Genomic DNA, 19,824 nt, shown 5'->3' on the forward strand with positions numbered 1-19,824 from the left:
CCTCATCCCTTCCGGCGGCGGCACGCCAGCCAGACGACGGCGGCCACGGCGAGGGCCGCCGGCAGCCAGGCGCGGTTGTCCCGTGCCGTGCGCGCCGCCCCGGCGGCCTTGCGCCGTACCGGTTCCGGCGCCTTCTCCTCCCAGACCCGACCGGCCCGGGCCGCCGTGGCCCGTGCCTGCCCGGCGGCCTCGGCCGCCCTGTCCCTGACCGGTTCGGGCACCTTGTCCTGCACGGTGCCCTGCACCTTGTCCTGCACCTGGTGCGCGACGCCGGCGGCCTTCGCCTTCAGTTCACCGGCCTTGACGGCGGCCTGCTGCCTGACCTCGGCGGCCTTCTCCTGGGCGCGGGCCTTGACGTCGGTCCTGACGGTCAGCGCGTGGACCGTCCGCCCGAGTTCCTCGCGGGTGTGCTCGACCTGCTCGCGCAGTTCCTCGGGGCTGGAAGCGGTCCGCTCGTCGTGCGGAGGCTGGGTCATCGGTGGGCACTCTCCTTGATCTCGGCCAGGTCGGACTTCACGTTCTCGATCGTCTTCTCGGGCGTCGGCGGGGCCGCCTGGCTGACCTGCTTCTTCCCCGACAGGGCCATCACCGCGGCGATCACGCCCAGCACCGCGGTCACGATCAGCGCGGCGGCCCACACGGGCAGCGGCACCGCGAGCGCCGCGATCGCGGTGGCCACCAGGGCCTGCAAGGTCAGGAAGCCGACGACTCCGGCGCCTCCGAAGAGGCCGCCGCCCTTGCCGTACCGCTTGCCCTTCTCCTTCATCTCCGCCTGTGCCAGCCGCAGCTCGCCGCGCACCAGCTCCGTCAGCTGCTGCGACGCCCGCTGCACCAGCTCGCTCACCGGCTCCGTCCCGGCGCGGTCCGCGTCCCGGCCGGTTCCGGCAGGGGGTGGCTGCACTCGCGACACGACGATCACCTCCCGTCCCGTCTTGTCTTCCGATGGGTCCGGCCGGGCGGCGTCGGGCCGCTCCGGCCTCGTGCGTGGACGCGAGTACCCCGAAAGGGCCGGTCCAGGACAGCCGGTTCACCGGGCCGGCCGCTGTCCGGCGCTCCTTCCGGGGCCGGTCAGCCGTCCTCCAGCCGCCGCCGGTCCCGCTCGTCCCATGTCCGGGTGTCACGGGGCTGGGTGTACGGCTCCTCGTACGGCGACAGTCCCCCGGCGATCGCCCGCTGCCGCACGGTCTCCGCGTCGAACTCCAGCCCCAGCAGGATCGCCAGGTTGGTGATCCACAGCCACACGAGGAAGACGATGACGCCGGCCATGGTGCCGTAGGTCTTGTTGTAGGAGCCGAAGTTGGCGACGTAGAAGGCGAAGGCGGCGGAGGCGATCATCCAGATCACCAGGGCCAGGAGACTGCCCGGCGTGATCCACCGGAAGCCTTTGACCTTGGCGTTCGGACTCGCCCAGTACAGCAGCGCGATCATGAGGACGACCAGGGCCACCAGCACCGGCCACTTGGCGATCGACCACGCCGTCAGCGCGGTGCTCCCGATGCCGAGGGCGGAGCCGGCCTGGCGGGCCAGACCGCCGCTGAAGACGACGATCAGCGCGCTGATGACGGCGAGGACCAGCAGGACGACGGTCAGCCCGACCCGTACCGGAAGGATCTTCCACACCGGCCGGCCCTCGGGCATGTCGTACACGGCGTTCGCGGCGCGGATGAACGCCGCGACATAACCGGACGCCGACCACACCGCCAGCACCAGGCCCACGACCGCCAGCACCGAGCCGATGCCCGCGCTGCCCTGGACCTGCTTCACGATTCCGGTGATGACGTCCCTGGCCGATCCCGGCGCGAGCTTCCGGACGTTGCCGAGCACTTTGTCCGTGGTCGACCTGCCGGTGAGCCCCAGGATCGACACCAGGACCAGCATGGCCGGGAACAGCGACAGGATCCCGTAGTACGTCAGCGCCGCCGCACGGTCCGTGAGCTCGTCGTCCTTGAACTCCCTCAGGCTTCCTCTGAGCACCGCGCCCCACGACCGCATCGGCAGCTCCGTCGGCGCGTCCGGCGCCGCCCCCTCCACCTCGGGCCCCGGCCCCACTTCCTCGGGGCCCGGCGCCTCGTCACCGTCACGGTGATCCTTACGCCCTGGAAGATGCAACCTCACCATGCCCCGCCGAGTACCCACCGCGCCCTCGGCGCAACGGTCCGCATCGCCCCTGCGGGCACCGCCTCGGTTCCGTGATCTCGTGGCCCGGGCCCCGCCGAGTGGCTACGGTTGAGCCATGACGGCACTGCCCGACTGGATGCGCCCGCCGCGCGAGGAAGGCTGGTTCGCGGAGGACCTGGACCGTCTCCCCGAGGCACCCCGCCACACCGAGCTGATCGACGGAGCCCTCGTCTTCATGATGTCGCCCCGGCGATGGTGGCACGGCCACCTCGTCACCATGCCGTCGCCCTCATGGAGCAGGCGCCCGGCGATGTCCGGGTCGGTCGCGAGATGACCATAAAGCTCGACGAGCGAAACCGGCCCGAGCCCGATCTGCTCTTGACGACGGCCGCCTACGACGGCGACCGCACCTGGTTCACCCCCGATGAGGTGCGACTCGTCATCGAGGTCGTCTCACCCGAGTCCGCGCACCGGGACCGAACGGTCAAGCTCCGCAAGTACGCGGAGGCCGGCATCCCGCACTACTGGTGCATCGAGGACGAGGACGGCGCCCCGGTCGTCCACGTCTACGAACTCGACGAACCGACCGGCGTCTACGCGCCCGCCGGCATCTTCCGGGGCACTCTGAAGCGGCCTGTGCCTTTCGAGATCAGTCTGGACCTCGACCGGCTCACCCCGCCGCGAAGCAGCTAGGAGTCAGCACCAAGCCGGCACGGGAACACGGAAGGGGCCGGACTCCGGCGGGTCCGACCCCTTCTGGCCTCAAGCGCTCACACGTTGAACCGGAACGCTCAACGCAGCGCTCCCACCTGAAGAAACCTTCCTTCGAGTGATCGTATCCAGCACCCATCCAGCACCGTCGGGACTCGTCCAGCACATCCAGCACGTCAAGCCGCGGGGACAGACCCCTGCGAGTCCTCGACCGCAGGACGCATGGCGCTCTGCATGACGTCTCGGCAACGACCCCACGCCTCGGGGACAAGATGACCGTAGATGTCCACGGTGGTCTTGATCGACTTGTGGCCGAGCCAGCGCGAGACCTCACGGATCGGTACGCCGTTCGCCAACGCGGTCGAAGCGAAGAAGTGCCGCAGACTGCCGGGCGTGTGTTTGGGCTTGCCGTCCCCAATCGACCAGGCCGGCCGACACGCACGCCTTCTTGAAGTGGTAGCCGTAGGTGGAGGCGGTGGGCATCACGCTCTTGCCGCGCTGGCGCGGGGCGAAGAAGACCTCCAGCCGACGTCGCCTGCCCCGCATCCCAGTGAAGGTCACGGGCACCGGCTCCCACCGCGACAGGTGGTCGTCGATCTCCTGCTCGACGAACGGGGCTACCGGGACGTCCCGGCACTCACCCTCCGTCCGGTGCTTGAGCGGTACGAAGACCGTGTGGCAGTCATGGCGGCGGGCCTTGGCGCTGACCTGCCAGCGGATCCTGAGGAATCCAGAGCGTCGGCACTCGGTGGAGAAGGCCAGGGCCTCGCTGGGGCGCTGGCCGGTACCCGACTGAAGGTAGACCGCGAGCCGGTACTGCGGGGCGATGTGCTCCGCGATCAGATCGACCTCACCCAGCGTGGGAATCTCGTCCTCGTCCACTGCGCAGGGGGCCGCCCGGGATATCCGGACGCCGCGCGCGGGATTGGCCGGGATCCGTTTGTCAACGACGGCCGCCTCCAGCATGGCGACCACCATCACCATCCGGTCATTGACCGTGGAGACCGCCAGCCCTGCACCGGAGGTGTGCACGTCCTTGGCGAACTCCTCGAAGTCGCACCGCGCCAGCCCGGCCAGCATCTTCCGCCCCAGGCGCGGCACGAGATGGTTACGGATGAACCCTTCGTAGTTGCGGTGCGTCTACTCACCGATGACCCGTCGCTCCAGCCACTCCTGAGTCCAAACCCGCAACGGCACAAGCCCTCGCGCAGGACAGATGCGAATGCCGGCTTTCTTGTCGTTCTCGACCTTGTCGGCGAAAGCGTCCACGCCGTCCGAGCCCACCCGACGAGGAAACGACCTCTCCCCGCTGCCGACCGCGCCTGCCGCCCGGTTCCCGGTACCGCACCGTCCACCTATGGCGACACCGCGGACGATCACAGGGAAAGTTCCGGTCCCGGATATCCCTCTTGCACCTCTGAAAAACGCTCGCCACCCAGCCCCCGTGGTCCTTCGCCCGGCCCGTGCTCAAACCGTGCACCGCCACCTCACAGCCGAGCAAGACATCCATCACCAATCCCCTCTTTCCGGCGAATGTGACACCAGCCTCACCCGCAGCCCCGCGGGCCGTCGAGTCCGCGAGGACCTCCTCACCGGATGCGCTCACGCCCTCCGCGCTCCCACCCCGTGATCCGTGCGCCAGCACCGAAGGCCATACCGCGCTATGGTGGATGTATGGCTACCAAGAAGGTGACTATCACTCTCGACGAAGCCCTGGTCGAAGCCCTGGCCGGAGCCGCCGAGGAAGAAGGCATCCCACTCTCCCGCCTCGTCGCCGGAGCAGCCGAACGCGAGCTGCGCCTGCGGGCCGGCCGGGCCGTCATCCAGGAGTGGCAGGCCGAACACGGCGCCTTCACCCCGGAAGAACTCGCCGCCGCCCGCGCGGACCTGGCCGCCGCCGACGCCGAATACCTCAGCAGTTCGGGAGCCTCGGCCGCGTGAACATCCCCTACCTGTACGACGCCGGGGTCCTCATCGCCATCGACAACGACGACCGACGCATGTGGGCCCGCCACAGCCTGGCCCTCGAAGACGGCCGGGACATCCACGTCCCGTCCGTCGTCGTCAGCCAGGCATGGCGGGACTCCCGCCGCCAGGTGAGACTCGGCAAGTTCCTCGCCGGGTGCCACGTCGTACCCGTCGGCCTCGAAACCGCCAAACCCGCAGGCATCCTCTGCGGCAAGGCGGGCACCTCCGACATCGTCGACGCCACCGTCGTGACCATGGCAGCCAGCCTCGGCGCCATCATCTGGACCTCTGACCCAGACGACATCCGCGCCCTCATCGACGCCCAGGACATAAAACCCGCCCCCGTCATCCGCACCGTCTGACCACCAATGATCTCTGACGACCAGCCTCTGCGTGCCCAGATATCGCAGGGATGGAGACAGGTGTGACTACCTGATCGTATAGGGGTGGACGGCCAGCGTCAGGACCTCCCGACAGCGGGCTCACGCGCTGGGCAACAGCATCTTGACGGAGTGATGACCCAGCCAGCGCGAGACCTCGCAAGCGGATCAAAAAGGGGTCCGCCTTAAAGGCGAACCCCTTCCGACCTGCACTTTCCAAAACCTCAGAAAGTGGCTTGACTTTCAATTAAACATTGAAGCGGAACTCCACCACATCCCCGTCCTGCATCACATAGTCCTTGCCCTCCATGCGGGCCTTGCCCTTGGCGCGGGCCTCGGCGACCGAGCCGGCGGCGACGAGATCGTCGAAGGAGATGACCTCCGCCTTGATGAAGCCCTTCTGGAAGTCGGTGTGGATGACGCCGGCCGCCTCGGGGGCCGTGGCGCCCTTCTTGATCGTCCAGGCGCGGGACTCCTTGGGGCCGGCCGTGAGGTACGTCTGCAGGCCGAGGGTGTCGAAGCCGACGCGGGCGAGGGTGGCGAGGCCGGGCTCGTCCTGGCCGACGGACTGGAGGAGTTCCAGGGCCTCCTCCTCGTCCAGCTCGGCGAGGTCGGCCTCCAGCTTGGCGTTGAGGAAGATGGCCTCGGCGGGGGCGACCAGGGCGCGCTGCTCGTTCTTGAAGTCCTCGTCGACCAGTTCGTCCTCGTCGACGTTGAAGACGTAGAGGAAGGGCTTGGTGGTCAGCAGGTGCAGGTCGTGGAGGAGCTCGGCGCGCTCGCTGCCCTGGACGATGCCGTGGGCGAAGAGCGTGTCGCCCTTCTCCAGGATCTCCTTGGCCTCCTCGACCGCCTTGACCTTCGGGGCGACGTCCTTCTTGATGCGCGACTCCTTCTGGAGGCGCGGGAGGACCTTCTCGATGGTCTGGAGATCGGCGAGGATCAGCTCGGTGTTGATCGTCTCGATGTCGTCCTTCGGCGAGACCTTGCCGTCGACGTGCACGACGTTCTCGTCCTTGAAGGCGCGGATCACCTGGCAGATCGCGTCGGACTCGCGGATGTTGGCGAGGAACTTGTTGCCCAGGCCCTCGCCCTCGGAGGCGCCGCGCACGATGCCGGCGATGTCGACGAAGTCGACCGTGGCGGGGAGGATGCGCTCGGAGGAGAAGATCGACGCCAGCTTGGCCAGACGGCCGTCGGGGACGCCGACCACGCCGACGTTCGGCTCGATCGTGGCGAACGGGTAGTTGGCCGCCAGCACGTCGTTCTTGGTCAGGGCGTTGAACAGGGTCGACTTGCCGACATTGGGCAGGCCGACGATTCCGATCGTGAGCGACACGTTGCGACTTCCCGTGGGTGAGTGGGCCAGGAGGGGCGCCAGGGGCCTTCAGACCGACACTGGCCGATCCACCAGTTTACGGCGTCCGCGCCGGGCGGCTCACGGGAGCTTCGAACGCCTGGCCAACCTCTGCCCCCTCGGCGTGTCTGATGGCCTATTCGGCACATAAACAGACCTAAGTTGGTCGAGTGGAGCAACACAGAACGCGACCCCCGAACGACGGACCGCGACGCGGAACGCCGCAGCAGCGCGCACCGCTGCCGCCGCAGGCCCGGCGCCGGCCGGGCGGCGAGGGCGGGGCGGCGGGGCAGGGACGGCAGCCGCGGGCGCCGGGGTCCGGGCCGGCCGGGCCGCGGCTGCCGAACCCCCGGCTCACCGGGCTCGGCAGCGGACTGTTCTGCATCCTCGGGATGCTCCTGCTCGGCTTTCTGGACGCGCTGCTGTTCCACGGGGCCCTGAGCCTGTACGGCGTGCTGTTCGTGCCGGTGAGCGTCCTGACCGCGCTGTGGGTGCGGGACGCGGAGGTGCTGACCGCGCCGGTGGTCGTGCCCCTCGGGTTCGCCGTGGGGCTGGTCCCCGTGTCCACGGGGGGCGGGGGGCTGCTCGGCCGGCTGATGGGGCTGTTCACCGGGCTCGCCACGCAGGCCGGCTGGCTGTACGGCGGGACGCTGGCCGCCTCCGTGATCGTGCTCGTCCGGCGGGTGCGGTGGGTACGGCGGCGGCGCCGTACCTGAACCCGAACCCGAACCCGCGGTGCCGGGGCCGGAGCCCGCTACGCCTGCTGGGCCGCTCTCATCGCCGCGCCCACGATCCCCGCGTTGTTCTGCAGCTGGGCGGGGACGATCTCGGCTCTGACGCCGTCGATGAGGTGCAGGAACCTGTCGGACTTGCGGCTGACCCCGCCGCCGATGATGAACAGCTCCGGCGAGAACAGCATCTCCAGATGGGCCAGGTACCTCTGGACGCGGCGGGACCACTGCTCCCAGCTCAGGCCGTGGTCGTCCTTGGCCTTGCTGGAGGCCTTCTTCTCCGCCTCGTGGCCCTTCAGCTCCAGGTGGCCCAGCTCCGTGTTCGGAACGAGGACGCCGTCCACGAAGACGGCGCTGCCGATGCCGGTGCCGAAGGTGAGCAGGATGACCGTGCCCCTGCGGTCCCGGCCGGCGCCGAACTGCATCTCGGCGACGCCGGCCGCGTCCGCGTCGTTGACGACCGTCACCGGCAGCCCGCCCAGCCTGGCGCCGAACAGGGCGCGCGCGTCCGTGTCGATCCAGCTCTTGTCGACGTTGGCCGCCGTACGGACCGTGGCGCCGCCGGTGACCACGCCGGGGAAGGTCACGCCGACGGGGCCGGTCCAGCCGAAGTGGTCCACGACCTGCCTGACCCCGTCGGCCACGCCGTCGGGCGTCGCCGGGTGCGGGGTGAGCACCTTGCAGCGCTCCTGGGCCAGATCGCCCTTCTCCAGGTCCACGGGAGCGCCCTTGATGCCGGACCCGCCGATGTCCACGCCGAAGATCTGCATGGCACCACGTTACGACGGGCCACTGACGGTCACGCCCCGGTGGCGCCGCTCCCGCCGCGCTCGGCGACCAGGGCGGCGGCCTCCTCGCGCAGGTCCCGGCGGAGTTCCTTGGGCAGGGAGAAGGTGATGGACTCCTCGGCCGCCTTGACGATCTCCACGTCGCCGTAGCCGCGCTCGGCCAGCCACTGGAGCACCTGCTCGACCAGGACCTCGGGGACGGAGGCGCCGGAGGTGACGCCGACGGTGTTCACGCCCTCCAGCCAGGCCTCGTCGATCTCGTCGGCGAAGTCCACCAGGTACGCCTCGCGGGCACCGGCCAGCTTGGCGACCTCGACCAGGCGCTTGGAGTTGGAGGAGTTGCGCGAGCCGACGACGATGACGAGTTCGGCCTCGGCGCCCATCTGCTTCACGGCGAGCTGGCGGTTCTGGGTGGCGTAGCAGATGTCGTCGCTGGGCGGGGAGACCAGGCCCGGGAACTTGGTCTTCAGGGCGTCGACGGTCTCCATGGTCTCGTCCACGGACAGGGTGGTCTGGGACAGCCAGACGACCTTCGAGGGGTCGCGGACCTCGACCTTGTCGACGTCGCCGGGGCCGTCGACGAGCTGGATGTGCTCGGGGGCCTCGCCGGAGGTGCCGATGACCTCCTCGTGGCCCTCGTGGCCGATCAGGAGGATGTCGTAGTCCTCCTTGGCGTAGCGGACGGCTTCCTTGTGGACCTTGGTGACCAGCGGGCAGGTGGCGTCGATGGTGGCGAGCCGGCCGCGCTCGGCCTCCTCGTGCACGACCGGGGCGACGCCGTGCGCCGAGAACATGACGATGTTGCCGGGCGGCACCTCCTCCGTCCGCTCGACGAAGATGGCGCCCTTCTTCTCCAGGGTCTGCACGACGTACTTGTTGTGGACGATCTCGTGCCGGACGTAGATCGGGGCCCCGTACTGTTCGAGGGCCTTCTCGACGGCGATCACGGCGCGGTCCACACCGGCGCAGTAGCCACGGGGGGCGGCGAGCAGGACACGGCGGCCAGACGAAGCGGTCATGCGTCCCATCGTAGGGTGCGTCCGGCGGCGCCCGGCCACCCGGCCACGCGCGCGTGCCCGGCGGCGCACCCCCTTGTCGGTACGCCCCGTTACCCTCGGGCGCATGGCTGCAAAGACCACCCCTGAAGCCCCGCTCCCCGTCGGTGAGGTCTCCCGGCTGATCGGGGGGTGGATCGACCGGCTCGGGGCGGTGTGGGTCGAGGGGCAGATCACGCAGCTGTCGCGGCGGCCCGGCGCCGGGGTCGTCTTCCTGACGCTGCGGGACCCGTCGTACGACATCTCGGTGAGCGTGACCTGCTACCGGCAGGTGTTCGACGCGGTCGCCGACGTGGTGGGAGAGGGCGCCCGGGTCGTCGTCCTGGCGAAGCCGGAGTGGTATGCCCCGAGGGGGCAGCTGTCGCTGCGCGCCGCCGAGATCAGGCCGGTCGGCGTCGGTGAGCTGCTGGCCCGGCTGGAGCAGCTGAAGAAGGCGCTCGCGGCGGAGGGGCTGTTCGCGCCGGAGCGGAAGAAGCCGCTGCCGTTCCTGCCGCAGCTGATCGGGCTGGTCTGCGGTCGCGCCTCCGCCGCGGAGCGGGACGTGCTGGAGAACGCCCGGCACCGCTGGCCCGCCGTCCGCTTCGAGGTGCGCAACGTCGCGGTGCAGGGGGTGCACGCCGTGCCGCAGGTCGTGCAGGCGGTGAAGGAGCTGGACGAGATCGAGGACGTCGACGTGATCATCGTCGCGCGGGGCGGCGGCAGCGTGGAGGACCTGCTGCCGTTCTCCGACGAGCAGCTGGTCCGGGCGGTGGCCGCGTGCCGTACGCCGGTCGTGTCGGCGATCGGGCACGAGCCGGACAACCCGCTGCTGGACCATGTGGCCGACCTGCGCGCCTCCACCCCGACCGACGCGGCCAAGAAGGTCGTGCCGGACGTGGGCGAGGAGTTCGAGCGGGTGCGGATGCTGCGGGACCGGGCCCGGCGCTGTGTGAAGGCGTTCGTCGAGCGGGAGGAGCGGGGGCTGGCGCACGCGCTGGCCCGCCCGTCGATGGAGGATCCGCACCGGATGATCGACGAGCGCGCCGACCATGTGGCGTCCCTGGTGGAGCGGAGCCGGCGGACCCTCGGCCATCTTCTGGATCGCGCGGACTCGGAGTTGGCGCACACGCACGCGCGCGTGGTGGCGCTCTCCCCCGCCGCGACGCTCCGGCGGGGCTACGCGGTGCTGCAGAAGGCCGACGGGCACGTGGTGCGCGGCCCGGACGAGGTGTCGGACGGCGAGGCCCTGCGGGCGCGCGTCGCCGAGGGTGAATTCACGGTGAAGGTGGGCGAATGACGAGCAAGGTGGACGAGGCGCTCTCGTACGAGCAGGCGCGGGACGAGCTGATCGAGGTCGTACGGCGCCTGGAGGCGGGCGGTACGACGCTGGAGGAGTCCCTGGCCCTGTGGGAGCGCGGCGAGGAACTGGCCCGGGTGTGCCGGCGCTGGCTGGAGGGGGCACGGGCCCGGCTGGACGCGGCGCTGGCCGAGGGGGAGGGGGACGGGGAGGAGGACGCGGAGTAGGGGCCGGGTCTCCGGCGACCGGCTCTTCGGCGCGTCGCCTGTTCGGGCTGTGAGGCGAGCCACTGCGGGCCAAGCTTCGTTGAAAGTTGAACTTAACTGTCGTAGTGTCGTCCTGTCAGCCGATCCGGACCGCGGTCCGGTACGGATCAGGACGCCACCTAGGAAGTTCACGCATGTCTCTCGTTCTTGACCCCGCCGCCCAGGACCTGCTGTTCCGTGAGGCCCGTACCGCGAACACCTTCACCGACGAGCCGGTGACCGAGGAGCAGGTGCAGGCGATCTACGACCTGGTCAAGTACGGCCCCACCGCCTTCAACCAGAGCCCGCTGCGCATCACCCTGGTCCGCTCCCCCGAGGCCCGTGAGCGGCTGGTGAAGCTGATGGCCGAGGGCAACCAGCCGAAGACGGCCGCCGCCCCGCTGGTCGCGATCCTCTCCGCGGACAACGAGTTCCACGAGGAGCTGCCCTCCCTCTTCCCGCACTTCCCGCAGGCCAAGGACGTCTTCTTCAGCGAGCGTCCGGTCCGTGAGGGCGCCGCCGCGCTGAACGCCGCCCTGCAGGCCGCCTACTTCATCGTCGGCGTCCGCGCCGCCGGCCTCGCCGCCGGCCCGATGACCGGCTTCGACTACGAGGGCGTCCGCAAGGAGTTCCTGGACGACGACCACACCCCGCTGATGGTGGTCAACATCGGCAAGCCCGGCCCGGACGCCTGGTTCCCGCGCTCGCCGCGCCTGGCGTACGAGGACGTCGTCACGACCGTCTGAGCGGATCCGCGACACGAAGAGGCCCCCGGCACCGCCGGGGGCCTCTCGCGCGTGTGCCGCGCGGCTCACTGCATCTTCAGCGCCGCCGCCATCTTCGTCAGCTCCGTGAAGGACGCCGTGCCGGCCACCACCGTCGTGGAGCCGGGTGTGCCGTTCAGTACGAGGGCGTCGTAGCGGCCGCCGGTGTAGCGGGTCCAGGTGCGGCCGCCGATCGTCTCGGTCTGCCTGGTCGCCGACGCGCCCTGGGTGGCGTCGTCGATGAAGGCGGCCGGCTTCTGCGTGGACTGCTCGATCTGCACGTACTGGCTGTCCGGGGTCTGGAAGCCGAGGTGCCAGCTGTCGCCGTCCTCGCCCTGGAAGCGTACGGAGGTCGCTTTCCAGGTACTCGGCAGGCCCTCGGGTGCCGCCACGGGGTAGCTCGCCGCACGGCGGGCCGTGAGCAGCTCGACCCGGTAGTCGACCCGCTTGAGGTCGGGAGCGTGATCGTCGTGCGGGATGGTGAGGAAGTAGACGACCGCCGCCGCGATGCCGATCAGGGCCAGGGAGAGGATCATGTCCCGGGCCGTCTTCTGCTTGCCGTTCGAACCTGCCACGCCCCCTATGGTCGCAGGTACCCCAAGCGCTCATCCGTGGGGTCCCCTGCTCATTTTGTCTGCCTAACGATAGAGTCGGGACCAACACCCTCATCCGGCCGTCGTCGTATCAGAAAGGTGCGCTCCGATGACCGAAAATCATCACCTGCCGTCCGAGCTGGACGTTCCCTCCGAGGCTCCCGACCGCAACCTCGCCCTCGAGCTCGTCCGGGTGACCGAAGCCGCCGCCATGGCCGCCGGCCGCTGGGTGGGGCGCGGCGACAAGAACGGCGCCGACGGCGCCGCGGTGCGCGCCATGCGGACGCTCGTCTCCACCGTGTCGATGAACGGCGTCGTCGTCATCGGCGAGGGCGAGAAGGACGAGGCCCCGATGCTCTTCAACGGGGAGCACGTGGGCGACGGCACCGGTCCCGAGGTCGACATCGCGGTCGACCCGATCGACGGCACCACCCTGACGGCCAAGGGCATGCCGAACGCGATCGCCGTGCTCGCCGCCGCCGAGCGGGGCGCCATGTTCGACCCGTCCGCGGTGTTCTACATGGACAAGCTGGTCACCGGCCCCGAGGCGGCCGACTTCGTCGACATCGACGCGCCCGTGTCCGTCAACATCAAGCGGATCGCCAAGGCGAAGAAGGCCACGCCGGAGGACGTCACCGTCGTCATCCTCGACCGGCCGCGGCACGAGAACCTGATCAGGGAGGTCCGGGAGGCCGGCGCGCGCATCAAGCTGATCTCCGACGGCGATGTGGCGGGCTCGGTCTACGCGCTGCGCGAGGGGACCGGGGTCGACCTGCTGCTCGGCATCGGCGGTACGCCCGAGGGCATCATCTCGGCCTGCGCCGTGAAGTGCCTGGGCGGGACCATCCAGGGCAAGCTGTGGCCCAAGGACGACGAGGAGCGGCAGCGGGCGATCGACGCCGGGCACGACCTGGACCGGGTGCTCACCACGGACGACCTGGTCTCGGGCGAGAACGTGTTCTTCGTCGCCACCGGGATCACCGACGGCGAGCTGCTGCGCGGTGTGCAGTACCGCTCGGAGACCGCGCTGACCGAGTCGATCGTGATGCGGTCGAAGTCGGGGACGGTGCGCCGGATCTACTCCGAGCACCGGCTGAGCAAGCTGCGGGCCTACAGCGCGATCGACTTCGACCGGGCCAAGTAGCGCCGGGCGGCCGGAGTCCGGAGGCGACGGGGCGCCCCCTGTGCGGAGGGGACGCCCCGTCGTCGGCTTGTCAGCCCGCTATGCGGTTGGCCGCCGTGGCCCGTGCCGCCTTCTTCAGCTCCATCTCCCGGCGGCGGCGCCGGGCCAGGACCACGCGCCGCTCCGCCGCGGTGAGGCCGCCCCAGACGCCGTACGGCTCGGGCTGGAGGAGGGCGTGCTCGCGGCACTCGACCATCACCGGGCAGCGGGCGCAGACGCGCTTGGCCGCCTCCTCGCGGGAGAGCCGGGCGGCGGTCGGCTCCTTGGACGGGGCGAAGAACAGGCCCGCCTCGTCGCGCCGGCACACGGCCTCGGTGTGCCAGGGAGCGTCTTGGTCCCGGTCTCGCGCTGGCACCCGCTGGGCCGGAACGGCAGCTACCTGCAGGGACGAATGCGGCGGTTGCAGCACGGTCTACTCCTGACGACGGCTTCGCGAGCGAGAGACGATGCAGCAAGCCCTACCCGCTGTGCGCGCGCCTATGCACAGCGTTGACACTCGGGGGCGCGCGGCGGCTCGTTCACGCCCCACCGGGGCGGCACGGCGGGAGCGGAGCCCTCCGTTCACCTGTGGATTCGCGAGCGTCAATGCCCCAGGTGTTTGCGCAGCTTCCTGTCGACCTTGTCCTGGACGCGCTCCAGCTTCCGCTCGACCTTGTCGTGCACCCGGTCCAGGATGTCCGCCACGCGCTTGCCGCGCCTGGGCCGCGCCTCCACGTTGCCGAGCACGGCCCAGCCGTCGACGTAGACCACCGGGGCCTGGGAGTCGACCGAGTCCAGGGTGTCCACCTCGAAGTTGCCGAGGACGCCGCCTCCGGTGCCGCGCAGCGACACGTTCTCCGGGACGCGGATCTGGACGTCGCCGAAGACGGAGACGGCCTTGATCACGACCTGCTGGTACTCGAAGATCGCCTCGCTGAGGTCGATCTCGACACTGCCGAAGACCGAGTACGCGTGGATCCGGCGGCCGGCGCGCCAGCGGCCCCGGCGCACGGCGCTGCTGAAGACGGCGACCACGTTGGCGTCCGCCTCGTGCGGTATGGCACCCGGGGCGGGGCGGGGCGGCACGGGCGTGTAGGCGGGCGCGGGGCGCTGGTGGGCGGCGGGCAGGTCCCGGATGAAGACGTCCAGCTCGCCCACCGTCTTGGCGGCGAGGACGCCCTCGACGCGCTCGGCGTGCTCGTCGGCCGTCAGCCGCCCCTCGGCCAGGGCCTCGCGGAGGATCCCGGCGATGCGGTCACGGTCGGCGTCCGAGGCACGCAGCTCGGAGACAGGTGCTTCGGTCTGCTTCTGAAGGTCCACGCCGACAGAGTACAGAAACGCGATAGATCGCGACTAGGGGCTGTGGAAAACCGGGAGAACCGGATGACCCCGCCCGACTGAGCCTTACCTCACAGATTCCGTGTCGGTGGCAGGTTCTAGGCTGGTGACGCCCGCCAGCGTCGGCGGGCGGCCGTCCGTCAGAGTGAGGAATGGGCTGAGATGCCTGAGTTCGCGTACACCGATCTGCTCCCCCAGGGAGAGGACACCACCCCCTACCGGCTGGTGACGTCCGAGGGCGTCTCCACCGTCGAGGGCCCGGACGGGCGGACGTTCCTCAAGGTGGAGCCGGAGGCGCTGCGCAAGCTGGCCGAGGAGGCCATCCACGACATCCAGCACTATCTGCGCCCGGCCCACCTCGCGCAGCTGCGCCGCATCATCGACGACCCCGAGGCCAGCGCCAACGACAAGTTCGTCGCCCTGGACCTGCTGAAGAACGCCAACATCGCGGCGGCCGGCGTGCTGCCCATGTGCCAGGACACCGGCACGGCGATCGTCATGGGCAAGCGCGGCCAGCACGTCCTCACCGAAGGTGAGGACGAGAAGCACCTCTCCCACGGCATCTACGACGCCTACACCAGGCTGAACCTGCGCTACTCGCAGATGGCTCCGCTCACCATGTGGGAGGAGAAGAACACCGGCTCCAACCTCCCGGCCCAGATCGAGCTGTACGCCACCGACGGCGGCGCCTACAAGTTCCTGTTCATGGCCAAGGGCGGCGGCAGCGCCAACAAGAGCTTCCTGTACCAGGAGACGAAGGCGGTCCTGAACGAGGCCTCCATGATGAAGTTCCTGGAGGAGAAGATCCGCTCGCTGGGTACGGCCGCCTGCCCGCCGTACCACCTGGCGATCGTCGTCGGCGGCACCTCCGCCGAGTACGCCCTCAAGACCGCGAAGTACGCCTCCGCGCACTACCTGGACAACATGCCGACCGAGGGCTCGCCGCTCGGTCACGGCTTCCGGGACAAGGAGCTGGAGGAGAAGGTCTTCGAGCTGACCCAGAAGATCGGCATCGGCGCGCAGTTCGGCGGCAAGTACTTCTGCCACGACGTGCGCGTGGTCCGCCTGCCCCGGCACGGCGCGTCCTGCCCGGTCGCCATCGCCGTCTCCTGCTCGGCCGACCGCCAGGCGCTCGCGAAGATCACCCCCGAGGGCGTCTTCCTGGAGCAGCTGGAGACCGACCCGGCGCGCTTCCTGCCGGACACGACGGACGAGCACCTCGACGAGGGCGAGGTCGTGAAGATCGACCTGAACCAGCCGATGGACACGATCCTCGCCGAGCTGACCAAGTACCCGGTCAAGACCCGCCTGTCGCTGACCGGCCCGCTGGTCGTCGCCCGCGACATCGCCCACGCCAAGATCAAGGAGCGGCTGGACGCGGGCGAGGAGATGCCGCAGTACCTGAAGGACCACCCGGTGTACTACGCCGGCCCGGCCAAGACCCCCGAGGGCTACGCCTCCGGTTCCTTCGGCCCGACGACGGCCGGCCGCATGGACTCCTACGTGGAGCAGTTCCAGGCGGCGGGCGGCTCCAAGGTGATGCTGGCGAAGGGCAACCGCAGCAAGCAGGTCACCGACGCGTGCGCCCGGCACGGCGGCTTCTACCTCGGCTCCATCGGCGGCCCGGCCGCGCGTCTCGCCCAGGACTGCATCAAGAAGGTCGAGGTCCTGGAGTACGAGGAGCTGGGCATGGAGGCCGTCTGGAAGATCGAGGTCGAGGACTTCCCGGCGTTCATCGTCGTGGACGACAAGGGCAACGACTTCTTCCAGGACCCCGCCCCTCAGCCGACGTTCACGTCGATTCCGGTGCGGGGGCCGGGGCTGGCGTAACGACCCAGGTCACGAACGACGACCAGGCCGACCGGCCGAAGACGACGGCCGGACCGTGCGGGGCCTTGGAGTCCCGCACGGGGAGGCCCTGGGGATGGTGGTCGAGCACCTCCAGGCAGTCGGTTGCGTTGCCGCCGCTGTAGGAGGACTTGCGCCAGCCCTTGAGTGTGGAAGCGTCGGATATGGCGCGCTGGTCAGTCATGGTGACTGTGTTCCTCCGCGGTCGACCGCATCAGAGCCAGTGACTCCTTTTGCGGCAGGGCCTCTCCCAGCACGAGATGGTAGGTCGCCTGCATGCGCTGGACCAGGGCCGGTTCGTCGTGCACCGTGCCGGTGAGGAACGCCTCGACGTAGACGGCCGGGGGCTGGTCCTCGAACCACATCAGCTTGGCCTGGCCCACGAGCAGCGGATAGCAGCCTGTCCCGAGCGGCACCACATGAACCCGGATGCGCTCCTCCTCCACCAGGCGTACCAGGTGGGCGATCTGCTCCGCCATCACCTCCGGTCCGCCGATCGGGCGTCGTAGCACCACCTCGTCGAGCAGCACCCAGACCACGGGCGTGCAGGGATCATCAAGGATCCGCGCCCGGTCGAGCCGCGAGGCGACAGCCCTGGCACGCATCTCCTTGCCCATCGGCGGATACGAAGCGTCCCGTAGTACGGCATCGGCGTAGGCCTCGGTCTGGAGGAAACCGGGCACGAACGACAGCGCGAACTCCCGGATCTCGGAGGCCTGTTGCTCCAATGCGTGCGCCGCCTCGAAGAGGGGTGCGATCACCCTCCCGCCGCTCCCCGGCCGGAAGTTGATCAGAGCCCCCTTCGTGTCGAGCACCCTGTCCAGCCTCCGCGCGTCCTCCTCCGACGGCACCCTCCTCCCCGCCTCGATGTGCGCGATGTGCGTCCGCGACATGATCGCCGCCTCCGCCAGCTGCTGTTGCGTCAGTCCGGACGCCTCCCGCTGCTGCCGGAGCCAGTCGCCGTACGCCGTCCCCACAGGCACCCCCTCGCAACCGGTCACTCACTCAGCGTAACGAACGGGAACAATCGAGGGCGCCCGATCGCTGTAAGGGGTATGAGCGACTACCGCATCGAGCACGACTCCATGGGCGAAGTCCGCGTCCCCGCCACCGCCAAGTGGCGTGCGCAGACCCAGCGCGCCGTAGAGAACTTCCCCATCTCGGGCCGGCGCCTCGAACGGGCGCACATCGAAGCGCTGGCCCGGATCAAGGGGGCCGCCGCGAAGGTGAACGCGCAGCTCGGTGTGGTCGACAAGGAGACGGCCGAGGCGATCCAGGAGGCAGCGGCCGAGGTCGCCGAGGGGCGGTGGGACGAGCACTTCCCCGTGGACGTGTTCCAGACCGGGTCGGGGACGTCGTCCAACATGAACGCCAACGAGGTGATCGCCACGCTGGCGAGTGAGCGGCTGGGCCGCGACGTGCATCCCAACGACCACGTCAACGCCTCGCAGTCGTCCAACGACGTCTTCCCCTCCTCGATCCACATCGCCGCCACCGCCGCCGTCACCCACGACCTGATCCCCGCCCTGGAGCACCTCGCCGCCGCCCTCTCCCGCAAGTCGGAGGAGTTCACCGACGTCGTGAAGTCCGGGCGGACCCACCTGATGGACGCCACCCCCGTGACGCTGGGCCAGGAGTTCGGCGGGTACGCGGCGCAGATCCGCTACGGCGTCGAGCGGCTGAAGGCGTCCCTGCCCCGCCTCGCCGAACTCCCCCTGGGCGGAACCGCGGTCGGCACCGGCATCAACACCCCGCCCGGTTTCTCCGCGGCCGTCATCGAGGAGGTCGCCCGCGTCACGGGGCTGCCGCTCACCGAGGCCCGGGACCACTTCGAGGCGCAGGGCGCCCGGGACGGCATCGTGGAGACCAGCGGGCAGCTCAGGACCATCGCCGTCGGGCTGACGAAGATCGCGAACGATCTGCGGTGGATGGCGTCGGGACCGCGGACCGGGCTCGCCGAGATCCGCCTCCCCGACCTCCAGCCCGGATCGTCCATCATGCCCGGCAAGGTGAACCCGGTGATCCCGGAGGCCGTGCTGATGGTGGCCGCGCAGGTCACCGGCAACGACGCCACCATCGCCACCGCCGGCGCGGCCGGGAACTTCGAGCTGAACGTGATGCTCCCGGTCATCGCCAAGAACGTGCTGGAGTCGATCCGGCTGCTGGCGAACGTCTCGCGGCTGCTGGCCGACCGGACGGTGGACGGCATCACCGCCGACCGGGAGCGGACCCGCGAGTACGCCGAGTCGTCGCCGTCCGTGGTCACCCCGCTGAACAAGTTCATCGGCTACGAGGAGGCCGCCAAGGTCGCCAAGAAGTCGCTGGCGGAACGCAAGACGATCCGTCAGGTCGTGCTGGAGAGCGGGTACGTCGAGCGGGGCGATCTGACGGTGGAGCAGCTCGACGAGGCGCTGGATGTCCTGCGGATGACGCACCCGTGACCAGCGGCGAACCTTTCCGGCCACCGGCACGCGAGGGTGACGCGTACCGCAGCGTCGGATGCCTACGGCACCTAATATCTGTTCATGGCGGACGACGGAGCGATGACGCACATGGACGGAGCCGGCGCGACGAAGCCGGGAGCTGCGGCGGCCTGGACTCCGGGCACGCAGATCCTGTGGCGCTACCGGCAGAACGCCGGCGAGCACTTCCACATCGCCCGGCCCGTGACCGTCGTGCGCGACGACGACGACCTGCTCGCCGTGTGGATGGCCCCCGGCACCGAGTGCGTGAAGCCGGTCCTCGCCGACGGCACGCCGGTGCACCTGGAGCCGCTGGGGTCGCGTTACACCAAGCCGCGCTCGGTGCAGCGGGACCGCTGGTTCGGCACCGGGGTGCTGAAGCTGGCGCAGCCCGGCCGGCCCTGGTCGGTGTGGCTGTTCTGGGAGCCGGGCTGGCGGTTCAAGAACTGGTACGTCAATCTGGAGCGGCCGCTGGTCCGCTGGGCGGGCGGCGTGGACTCCGAGGACTACTTCCTGGACATCTCGGTGCACCCGGACCGCACCTGGCACTGGCGCGACGAGGACGAGTTCGCGCAGGCGCAGCGGGACGGGCTGATGGACGCGGCCACCGCCGAACGGGTCCGGGCGGCCGGGCGGGACGCGGTCGAGGTGATCGAGTCCTGGGGGGCGCCGTTCTCGGAGGGCTGGCAGCACTGGCGCCCGGATCCGTCCTGGGCGGTACCTTCTCTCCCCGAGGACTGGGACCGTACGCCCGCGCATGTGTCCTCATGAGACCCTTGATGCGCCCCCGGGCACGAAACGTAGGATCGTCCTCCGCAACCATGTTGGACAAGGTCGGCGCGCAGCGCCGTCGTTGAGGGGTGGTGGCCGGGAGACGGGTGGGCGCACAACAGCAACTACCGGGGCATGGGCCAGGCTTGACCGATCGTCACCGAGGGGCGGCAGGACGTGAGCGAGGGGTACGACGGCGTGACCACCGCGACCGGTGGCGGCACAGGAACCACCTCTGAGCACGCGGGAATTCCGTTCCT

Annotated in this window: 23 protein-coding genes and 1 pseudogene; 11 read left to right on the plus strand and 13 right to left on the minus strand. The window is 70.0% G+C overall.

The annotated features are described in order from the left end of the window. Window positions 1–2: 2 nt before the first annotated feature. From ACGFZN_RS14905 to ACGFZN_RS14915, 3 genes are all read right to left on the minus strand, one after another. Window positions 3–476 carry a DUF3618 domain-containing protein gene (locus tag ACGFZN_RS14905; RefSeq protein ID WP_393858835.1) on the minus strand — a complete coding sequence of 158 codons (474 nt, stop codon included), beginning with the start codon at window positions 474–476 and terminating at the stop codon, window positions 3–5. Beyond that, window positions 473–901 (minus strand): phage holin family protein, encoded by a 429-nt coding sequence (locus ACGFZN_RS14910; protein ID WP_393858996.1) that lies wholly within the window; start codon window positions 899–901, stop codon window positions 473–475. The genes ACGFZN_RS14905 and ACGFZN_RS14910 overlap by 4 nt, the downstream gene beginning before the upstream one ends. Window positions 902–1,068: 167 nt before the next feature. After that, a complete protein-coding gene (locus tag ACGFZN_RS14915; RefSeq protein ID WP_393858836.1) occupies window positions 1,069–2,118 on the minus strand; it encodes a YihY/virulence factor BrkB family protein in 1,050 nt (349 codons plus the stop codon). 115 nt (window positions 2,119–2,233) lie between these two features. On the opposite strand from ACGFZN_RS14915, the pseudogene ACGFZN_RS14920 reads away from it, so the two are divergent. After that, window positions 2,234–2,811: pseudogene (locus tag ACGFZN_RS14920) on the plus strand (Uma2 family endonuclease). A 194-nt stretch (window positions 2,812–3,005) separates the two neighbouring features. Here ACGFZN_RS14920 and ACGFZN_RS14925 read toward each other — a convergent pair. Together ACGFZN_RS14925 and ACGFZN_RS14930 are read right to left on the minus strand one after the other, a co-directional pair. Next, window positions 3,006–3,185, minus strand: coding sequence for a hypothetical protein (locus ACGFZN_RS14925; protein ID WP_393858837.1), 180 nt, complete (start codon window positions 3,183–3,185; stop codon window positions 3,006–3,008). Beyond that, window positions 3,160–3,909, minus strand: a complete 750-nt coding sequence (locus tag ACGFZN_RS14930; protein ID WP_393858838.1) for a site-specific integrase — start codon at window positions 3,907–3,909, stop codon at window positions 3,160–3,162. Before ACGFZN_RS14930 ends, ACGFZN_RS14925 begins: the two co-directional genes overlap by 26 nt. A gap of 594 nt (window positions 3,910–4,503) precedes the next feature. Here ACGFZN_RS14930 and ACGFZN_RS14935 point away from each other — a divergent pair. Together ACGFZN_RS14935 and ACGFZN_RS14940 are read left to right on the plus strand one after the other, a co-directional pair. Next, window positions 4,504–4,770, plus strand: coding sequence for a hypothetical protein (locus tag ACGFZN_RS14935; protein WP_385117384.1), 267 nt, complete (start codon window positions 4,504–4,506; stop codon window positions 4,768–4,770). Continuing rightward, complete coding sequence (locus ACGFZN_RS14940; protein WP_393858839.1) at window positions 4,767–5,159, plus strand: twitching motility protein PilT; 393 nt, start codon at window positions 4,767–4,769, stop codon at window positions 5,157–5,159. Before ACGFZN_RS14935 ends, ACGFZN_RS14940 begins: the two co-directional genes overlap by 4 nt. A gap of 265 nt (window positions 5,160–5,424) precedes the next feature. Here the strand turns inward: ACGFZN_RS14940 and ychF are convergent, their stop codons facing one another. Further along, window positions 5,425–6,513, minus strand: a complete 1,089-nt coding sequence (ychF, locus tag ACGFZN_RS14945) for a redox-regulated ATPase YchF (RefSeq protein WP_393858840.1) — start codon at window positions 6,511–6,513, stop codon at window positions 5,425–5,427. A 188-nt stretch (window positions 6,514–6,701) separates the two neighbouring features. Here ychF and ACGFZN_RS14950 point away from each other — a divergent pair, with 188 nt between their 5' ends. Further along, window positions 6,702–7,247 carry a DUF6542 domain-containing protein gene (locus ACGFZN_RS14950; RefSeq protein WP_393858841.1) on the plus strand — a complete coding sequence of 182 codons (546 nt, stop codon included), beginning with the start codon at window positions 6,702–6,704 and terminating at the stop codon, window positions 7,245–7,247. Between the two features lie 38 nt (window positions 7,248–7,285). Here ACGFZN_RS14950 and ppgK read toward each other — a convergent pair whose 3' ends face one another. Both ppgK and ACGFZN_RS14960 read right to left on the minus strand, forming a co-directional pair. Then, window positions 7,286–8,032: a polyphosphate--glucose phosphotransferase gene (gene ppgK, locus ACGFZN_RS14955; protein ID WP_393858842.1), complete on the minus strand. Its 747-nt coding sequence runs from the start codon at window positions 8,030–8,032 to the stop codon at window positions 7,286–7,288. Between the two features lie 29 nt (window positions 8,033–8,061). After that, a complete protein-coding gene (locus tag ACGFZN_RS14960; RefSeq protein WP_393858843.1) occupies window positions 8,062–9,078 on the minus strand; it encodes a 4-hydroxy-3-methylbut-2-enyl diphosphate reductase in 1,017 nt (338 codons plus the stop codon). 94 nt (window positions 9,079–9,172) lie between these two features. On the opposite strand from ACGFZN_RS14960, the gene xseA reads away from it, so the two are divergent. The 3 genes from xseA (at window position 9,173) to ACGFZN_RS14975 (ending at window position 11,372) form a co-directional block, all read left to right on the plus strand. Next, a complete protein-coding gene (xseA, locus tag ACGFZN_RS14965; RefSeq protein ID WP_393858844.1) occupies window positions 9,173–10,381 on the plus strand; it encodes an exodeoxyribonuclease VII large subunit in 1,209 nt (402 codons plus the stop codon). Next, on the plus strand, window positions 10,378–10,608 hold the full coding sequence (locus ACGFZN_RS14970; protein ID WP_393858845.1) for an exodeoxyribonuclease VII small subunit: 231 nt from the start codon (window positions 10,378–10,380) through the stop codon (window positions 10,606–10,608). Before xseA ends, ACGFZN_RS14970 begins: the two co-directional genes overlap by 4 nt. A gap of 173 nt (window positions 10,609–10,781) precedes the next feature. After that, complete coding sequence (locus tag ACGFZN_RS14975; protein ID WP_393858846.1) at window positions 10,782–11,372, plus strand: malonic semialdehyde reductase; 591 nt, start codon at window positions 10,782–10,784, stop codon at window positions 11,370–11,372. A gap of 65 nt (window positions 11,373–11,437) precedes the next feature. Here ACGFZN_RS14975 and ACGFZN_RS14980 read toward each other — a convergent pair whose 3' ends face one another. Further along, on the minus strand, window positions 11,438–11,965 hold the full coding sequence (locus ACGFZN_RS14980; RefSeq protein WP_393858847.1) for a DUF4245 domain-containing protein: 528 nt from the start codon (window positions 11,963–11,965) through the stop codon (window positions 11,438–11,440). A gap of 127 nt (window positions 11,966–12,092) precedes the next feature. On the opposite strand from ACGFZN_RS14980, the gene glpX reads away from it, so the two are divergent. Continuing rightward, a complete protein-coding gene (gene glpX / locus ACGFZN_RS14985; RefSeq protein ID WP_393858848.1) occupies window positions 12,093–13,127 on the plus strand; it encodes a class II fructose-bisphosphatase in 1,035 nt (344 codons plus the stop codon). 70 nt (window positions 13,128–13,197) lie between these two features. Here the strand turns inward: glpX and ACGFZN_RS14990 are convergent, their stop codons facing one another. Both ACGFZN_RS14990 and ACGFZN_RS14995 read right to left on the minus strand, forming a co-directional pair. Further along, window positions 13,198–13,575 carry a WhiB family transcriptional regulator gene (locus tag ACGFZN_RS14990; RefSeq protein ID WP_330338032.1) on the minus strand — a complete coding sequence of 126 codons (378 nt, stop codon included), beginning with the start codon at window positions 13,573–13,575 and terminating at the stop codon, window positions 13,198–13,200. 173 nt (window positions 13,576–13,748) lie between these two features. After that, window positions 13,749–14,465: a DUF1707 domain-containing protein gene (locus ACGFZN_RS14995; protein WP_393858849.1), complete on the minus strand. Its 717-nt coding sequence runs from the start codon at window positions 14,463–14,465 to the stop codon at window positions 13,749–13,751. A 180-nt stretch (window positions 14,466–14,645) separates the two neighbouring features. On the opposite strand from ACGFZN_RS14995, the gene ACGFZN_RS15000 reads away from it, so the two are divergent. Continuing rightward, entirely contained in the window at window positions 14,646–16,313 is a 1,668-nt protein-coding gene (locus tag ACGFZN_RS15000; RefSeq protein ID WP_393858850.1) for a fumarate hydratase, read from the plus strand. Here the strand turns inward: ACGFZN_RS15000 and ACGFZN_RS15005 are convergent. Continuing rightward, window positions 16,276–16,515, minus strand: a complete 240-nt coding sequence (locus tag ACGFZN_RS15005) for a DUF397 domain-containing protein (protein ID WP_393858851.1) — start codon at window positions 16,513–16,515, stop codon at window positions 16,276–16,278. The genes ACGFZN_RS15000 and ACGFZN_RS15005 overlap by 38 nt on opposite strands. After that, window positions 16,508–17,308, minus strand: coding sequence for a Scr1 family TA system antitoxin-like transcriptional regulator (locus tag ACGFZN_RS15010; protein WP_393858997.1), 801 nt, complete (start codon window positions 17,306–17,308; stop codon window positions 16,508–16,510). The genes ACGFZN_RS15005 and ACGFZN_RS15010 overlap by 8 nt, the downstream gene beginning before the upstream one ends. A gap of 78 nt (window positions 17,309–17,386) precedes the next feature. On the opposite strand from ACGFZN_RS15010, the gene ACGFZN_RS15015 reads away from it, so the two are divergent. Both ACGFZN_RS15015 and ACGFZN_RS15020 read left to right on the plus strand, forming a co-directional pair. Next, window positions 17,387–18,772, plus strand: a complete 1,386-nt coding sequence (locus ACGFZN_RS15015) for a class II fumarate hydratase (RefSeq protein WP_393858852.1) — start codon at window positions 17,387–17,389, stop codon at window positions 18,770–18,772. Between the two features lie 84 nt (window positions 18,773–18,856). Further along, on the plus strand, window positions 18,857–19,564 hold the full coding sequence (locus ACGFZN_RS15020) for a DUF402 domain-containing protein (RefSeq protein WP_393858853.1): 708 nt from the start codon (window positions 18,857–18,859) through the stop codon (window positions 19,562–19,564). The last annotated feature ends 260 nt before the right edge of the window (window positions 19,565–19,824 follow it).

Source organism: Streptomyces sp. NPDC048192 (assembly GCF_043202415.1).
Classification (GTDB): Bacteria; Actinomycetota; Actinomycetes; order Streptomycetales; family Streptomycetaceae; genus Streptomyces.

What these genes read in the sequence shown, in the direction of transcription:
- ACGFZN_RS14970 (WP_393858845.1), top strand. Translation starts at nt 10,378, where the DNA reads ATGACGAGCAAGGTGGACGAGGCGCTCTCGTACGAGCAGGCGCGGGAC.
- ACGFZN_RS15015 (WP_393858852.1), top strand. Translation starts at nt 17,387, where the DNA reads ATGAGCGACTACCGCATCGAGCACGACTCCATGGGCGAAGTCCGCGTC.
- ACGFZN_RS15020 (WP_393858853.1), top strand. Translation starts at nt 18,857, where the DNA reads ATGGCGGACGACGGAGCGATGACGCACATGGACGGAGCCGGCGCGACG.
- ACGFZN_RS14935 (WP_385117384.1), top strand. Translation starts at nt 4,504, where the DNA reads ATGGCTACCAAGAAGGTGACTATCACTCTCGACGAAGCCCTGGTCGAA.
- ACGFZN_RS14905 (WP_393858835.1), bottom strand. Translation starts at nt 476, where the DNA reads ATGACCCAGCCTCCGCACGACGAGCGGACCGCTTCCAGCCCCGAGGAA.
- ACGFZN_RS14975 (WP_393858846.1), top strand. Translation starts at nt 10,782, where the DNA reads ATGTCTCTCGTTCTTGACCCCGCCGCCCAGGACCTGCTGTTCCGTGAG.
- xseA (WP_393858844.1), top strand. Translation starts at nt 9,173, where the DNA reads ATGGCTGCAAAGACCACCCCTGAAGCCCCGCTCCCCGTCGGTGAGGTC.
- ACGFZN_RS15000 (WP_393858850.1), top strand. Translation starts at nt 14,646, where the DNA reads ATGCCTGAGTTCGCGTACACCGATCTGCTCCCCCAGGGAGAGGACACC.
- ACGFZN_RS14930 (WP_393858838.1), bottom strand. Translation starts at nt 3,909, where the DNA reads ATGCTGGCCGGGCTGGCGCGGTGCGACTTCGAGGAGTTCGCCAAGGAC.
- ACGFZN_RS14960 (WP_393858843.1), bottom strand. Translation starts at nt 9,078, where the DNA reads ATGGGACGCATGACCGCTTCGTCTGGCCGCCGTGTCCTGCTCGCCGCC.
- glpX (WP_393858848.1), top strand. Translation starts at nt 12,093, where the DNA reads ATGACCGAAAATCATCACCTGCCGTCCGAGCTGGACGTTCCCTCCGAG.
- ppgK (WP_393858842.1), bottom strand. Translation starts at nt 8,032, where the DNA reads ATGCAGATCTTCGGCGTGGACATCGGCGGGTCCGGCATCAAGGGCGCT.
- ACGFZN_RS15005 (WP_393858851.1), bottom strand. Translation starts at nt 16,515, where the DNA reads ATGACTGACCAGCGCGCCATATCCGACGCTTCCACACTCAAGGGCTGG.
- ACGFZN_RS14915 (WP_393858836.1), bottom strand. Translation starts at nt 2,118, where the DNA reads ATGGTGAGGTTGCATCTTCCAGGGCGTAAGGATCACCGTGACGGTGAC.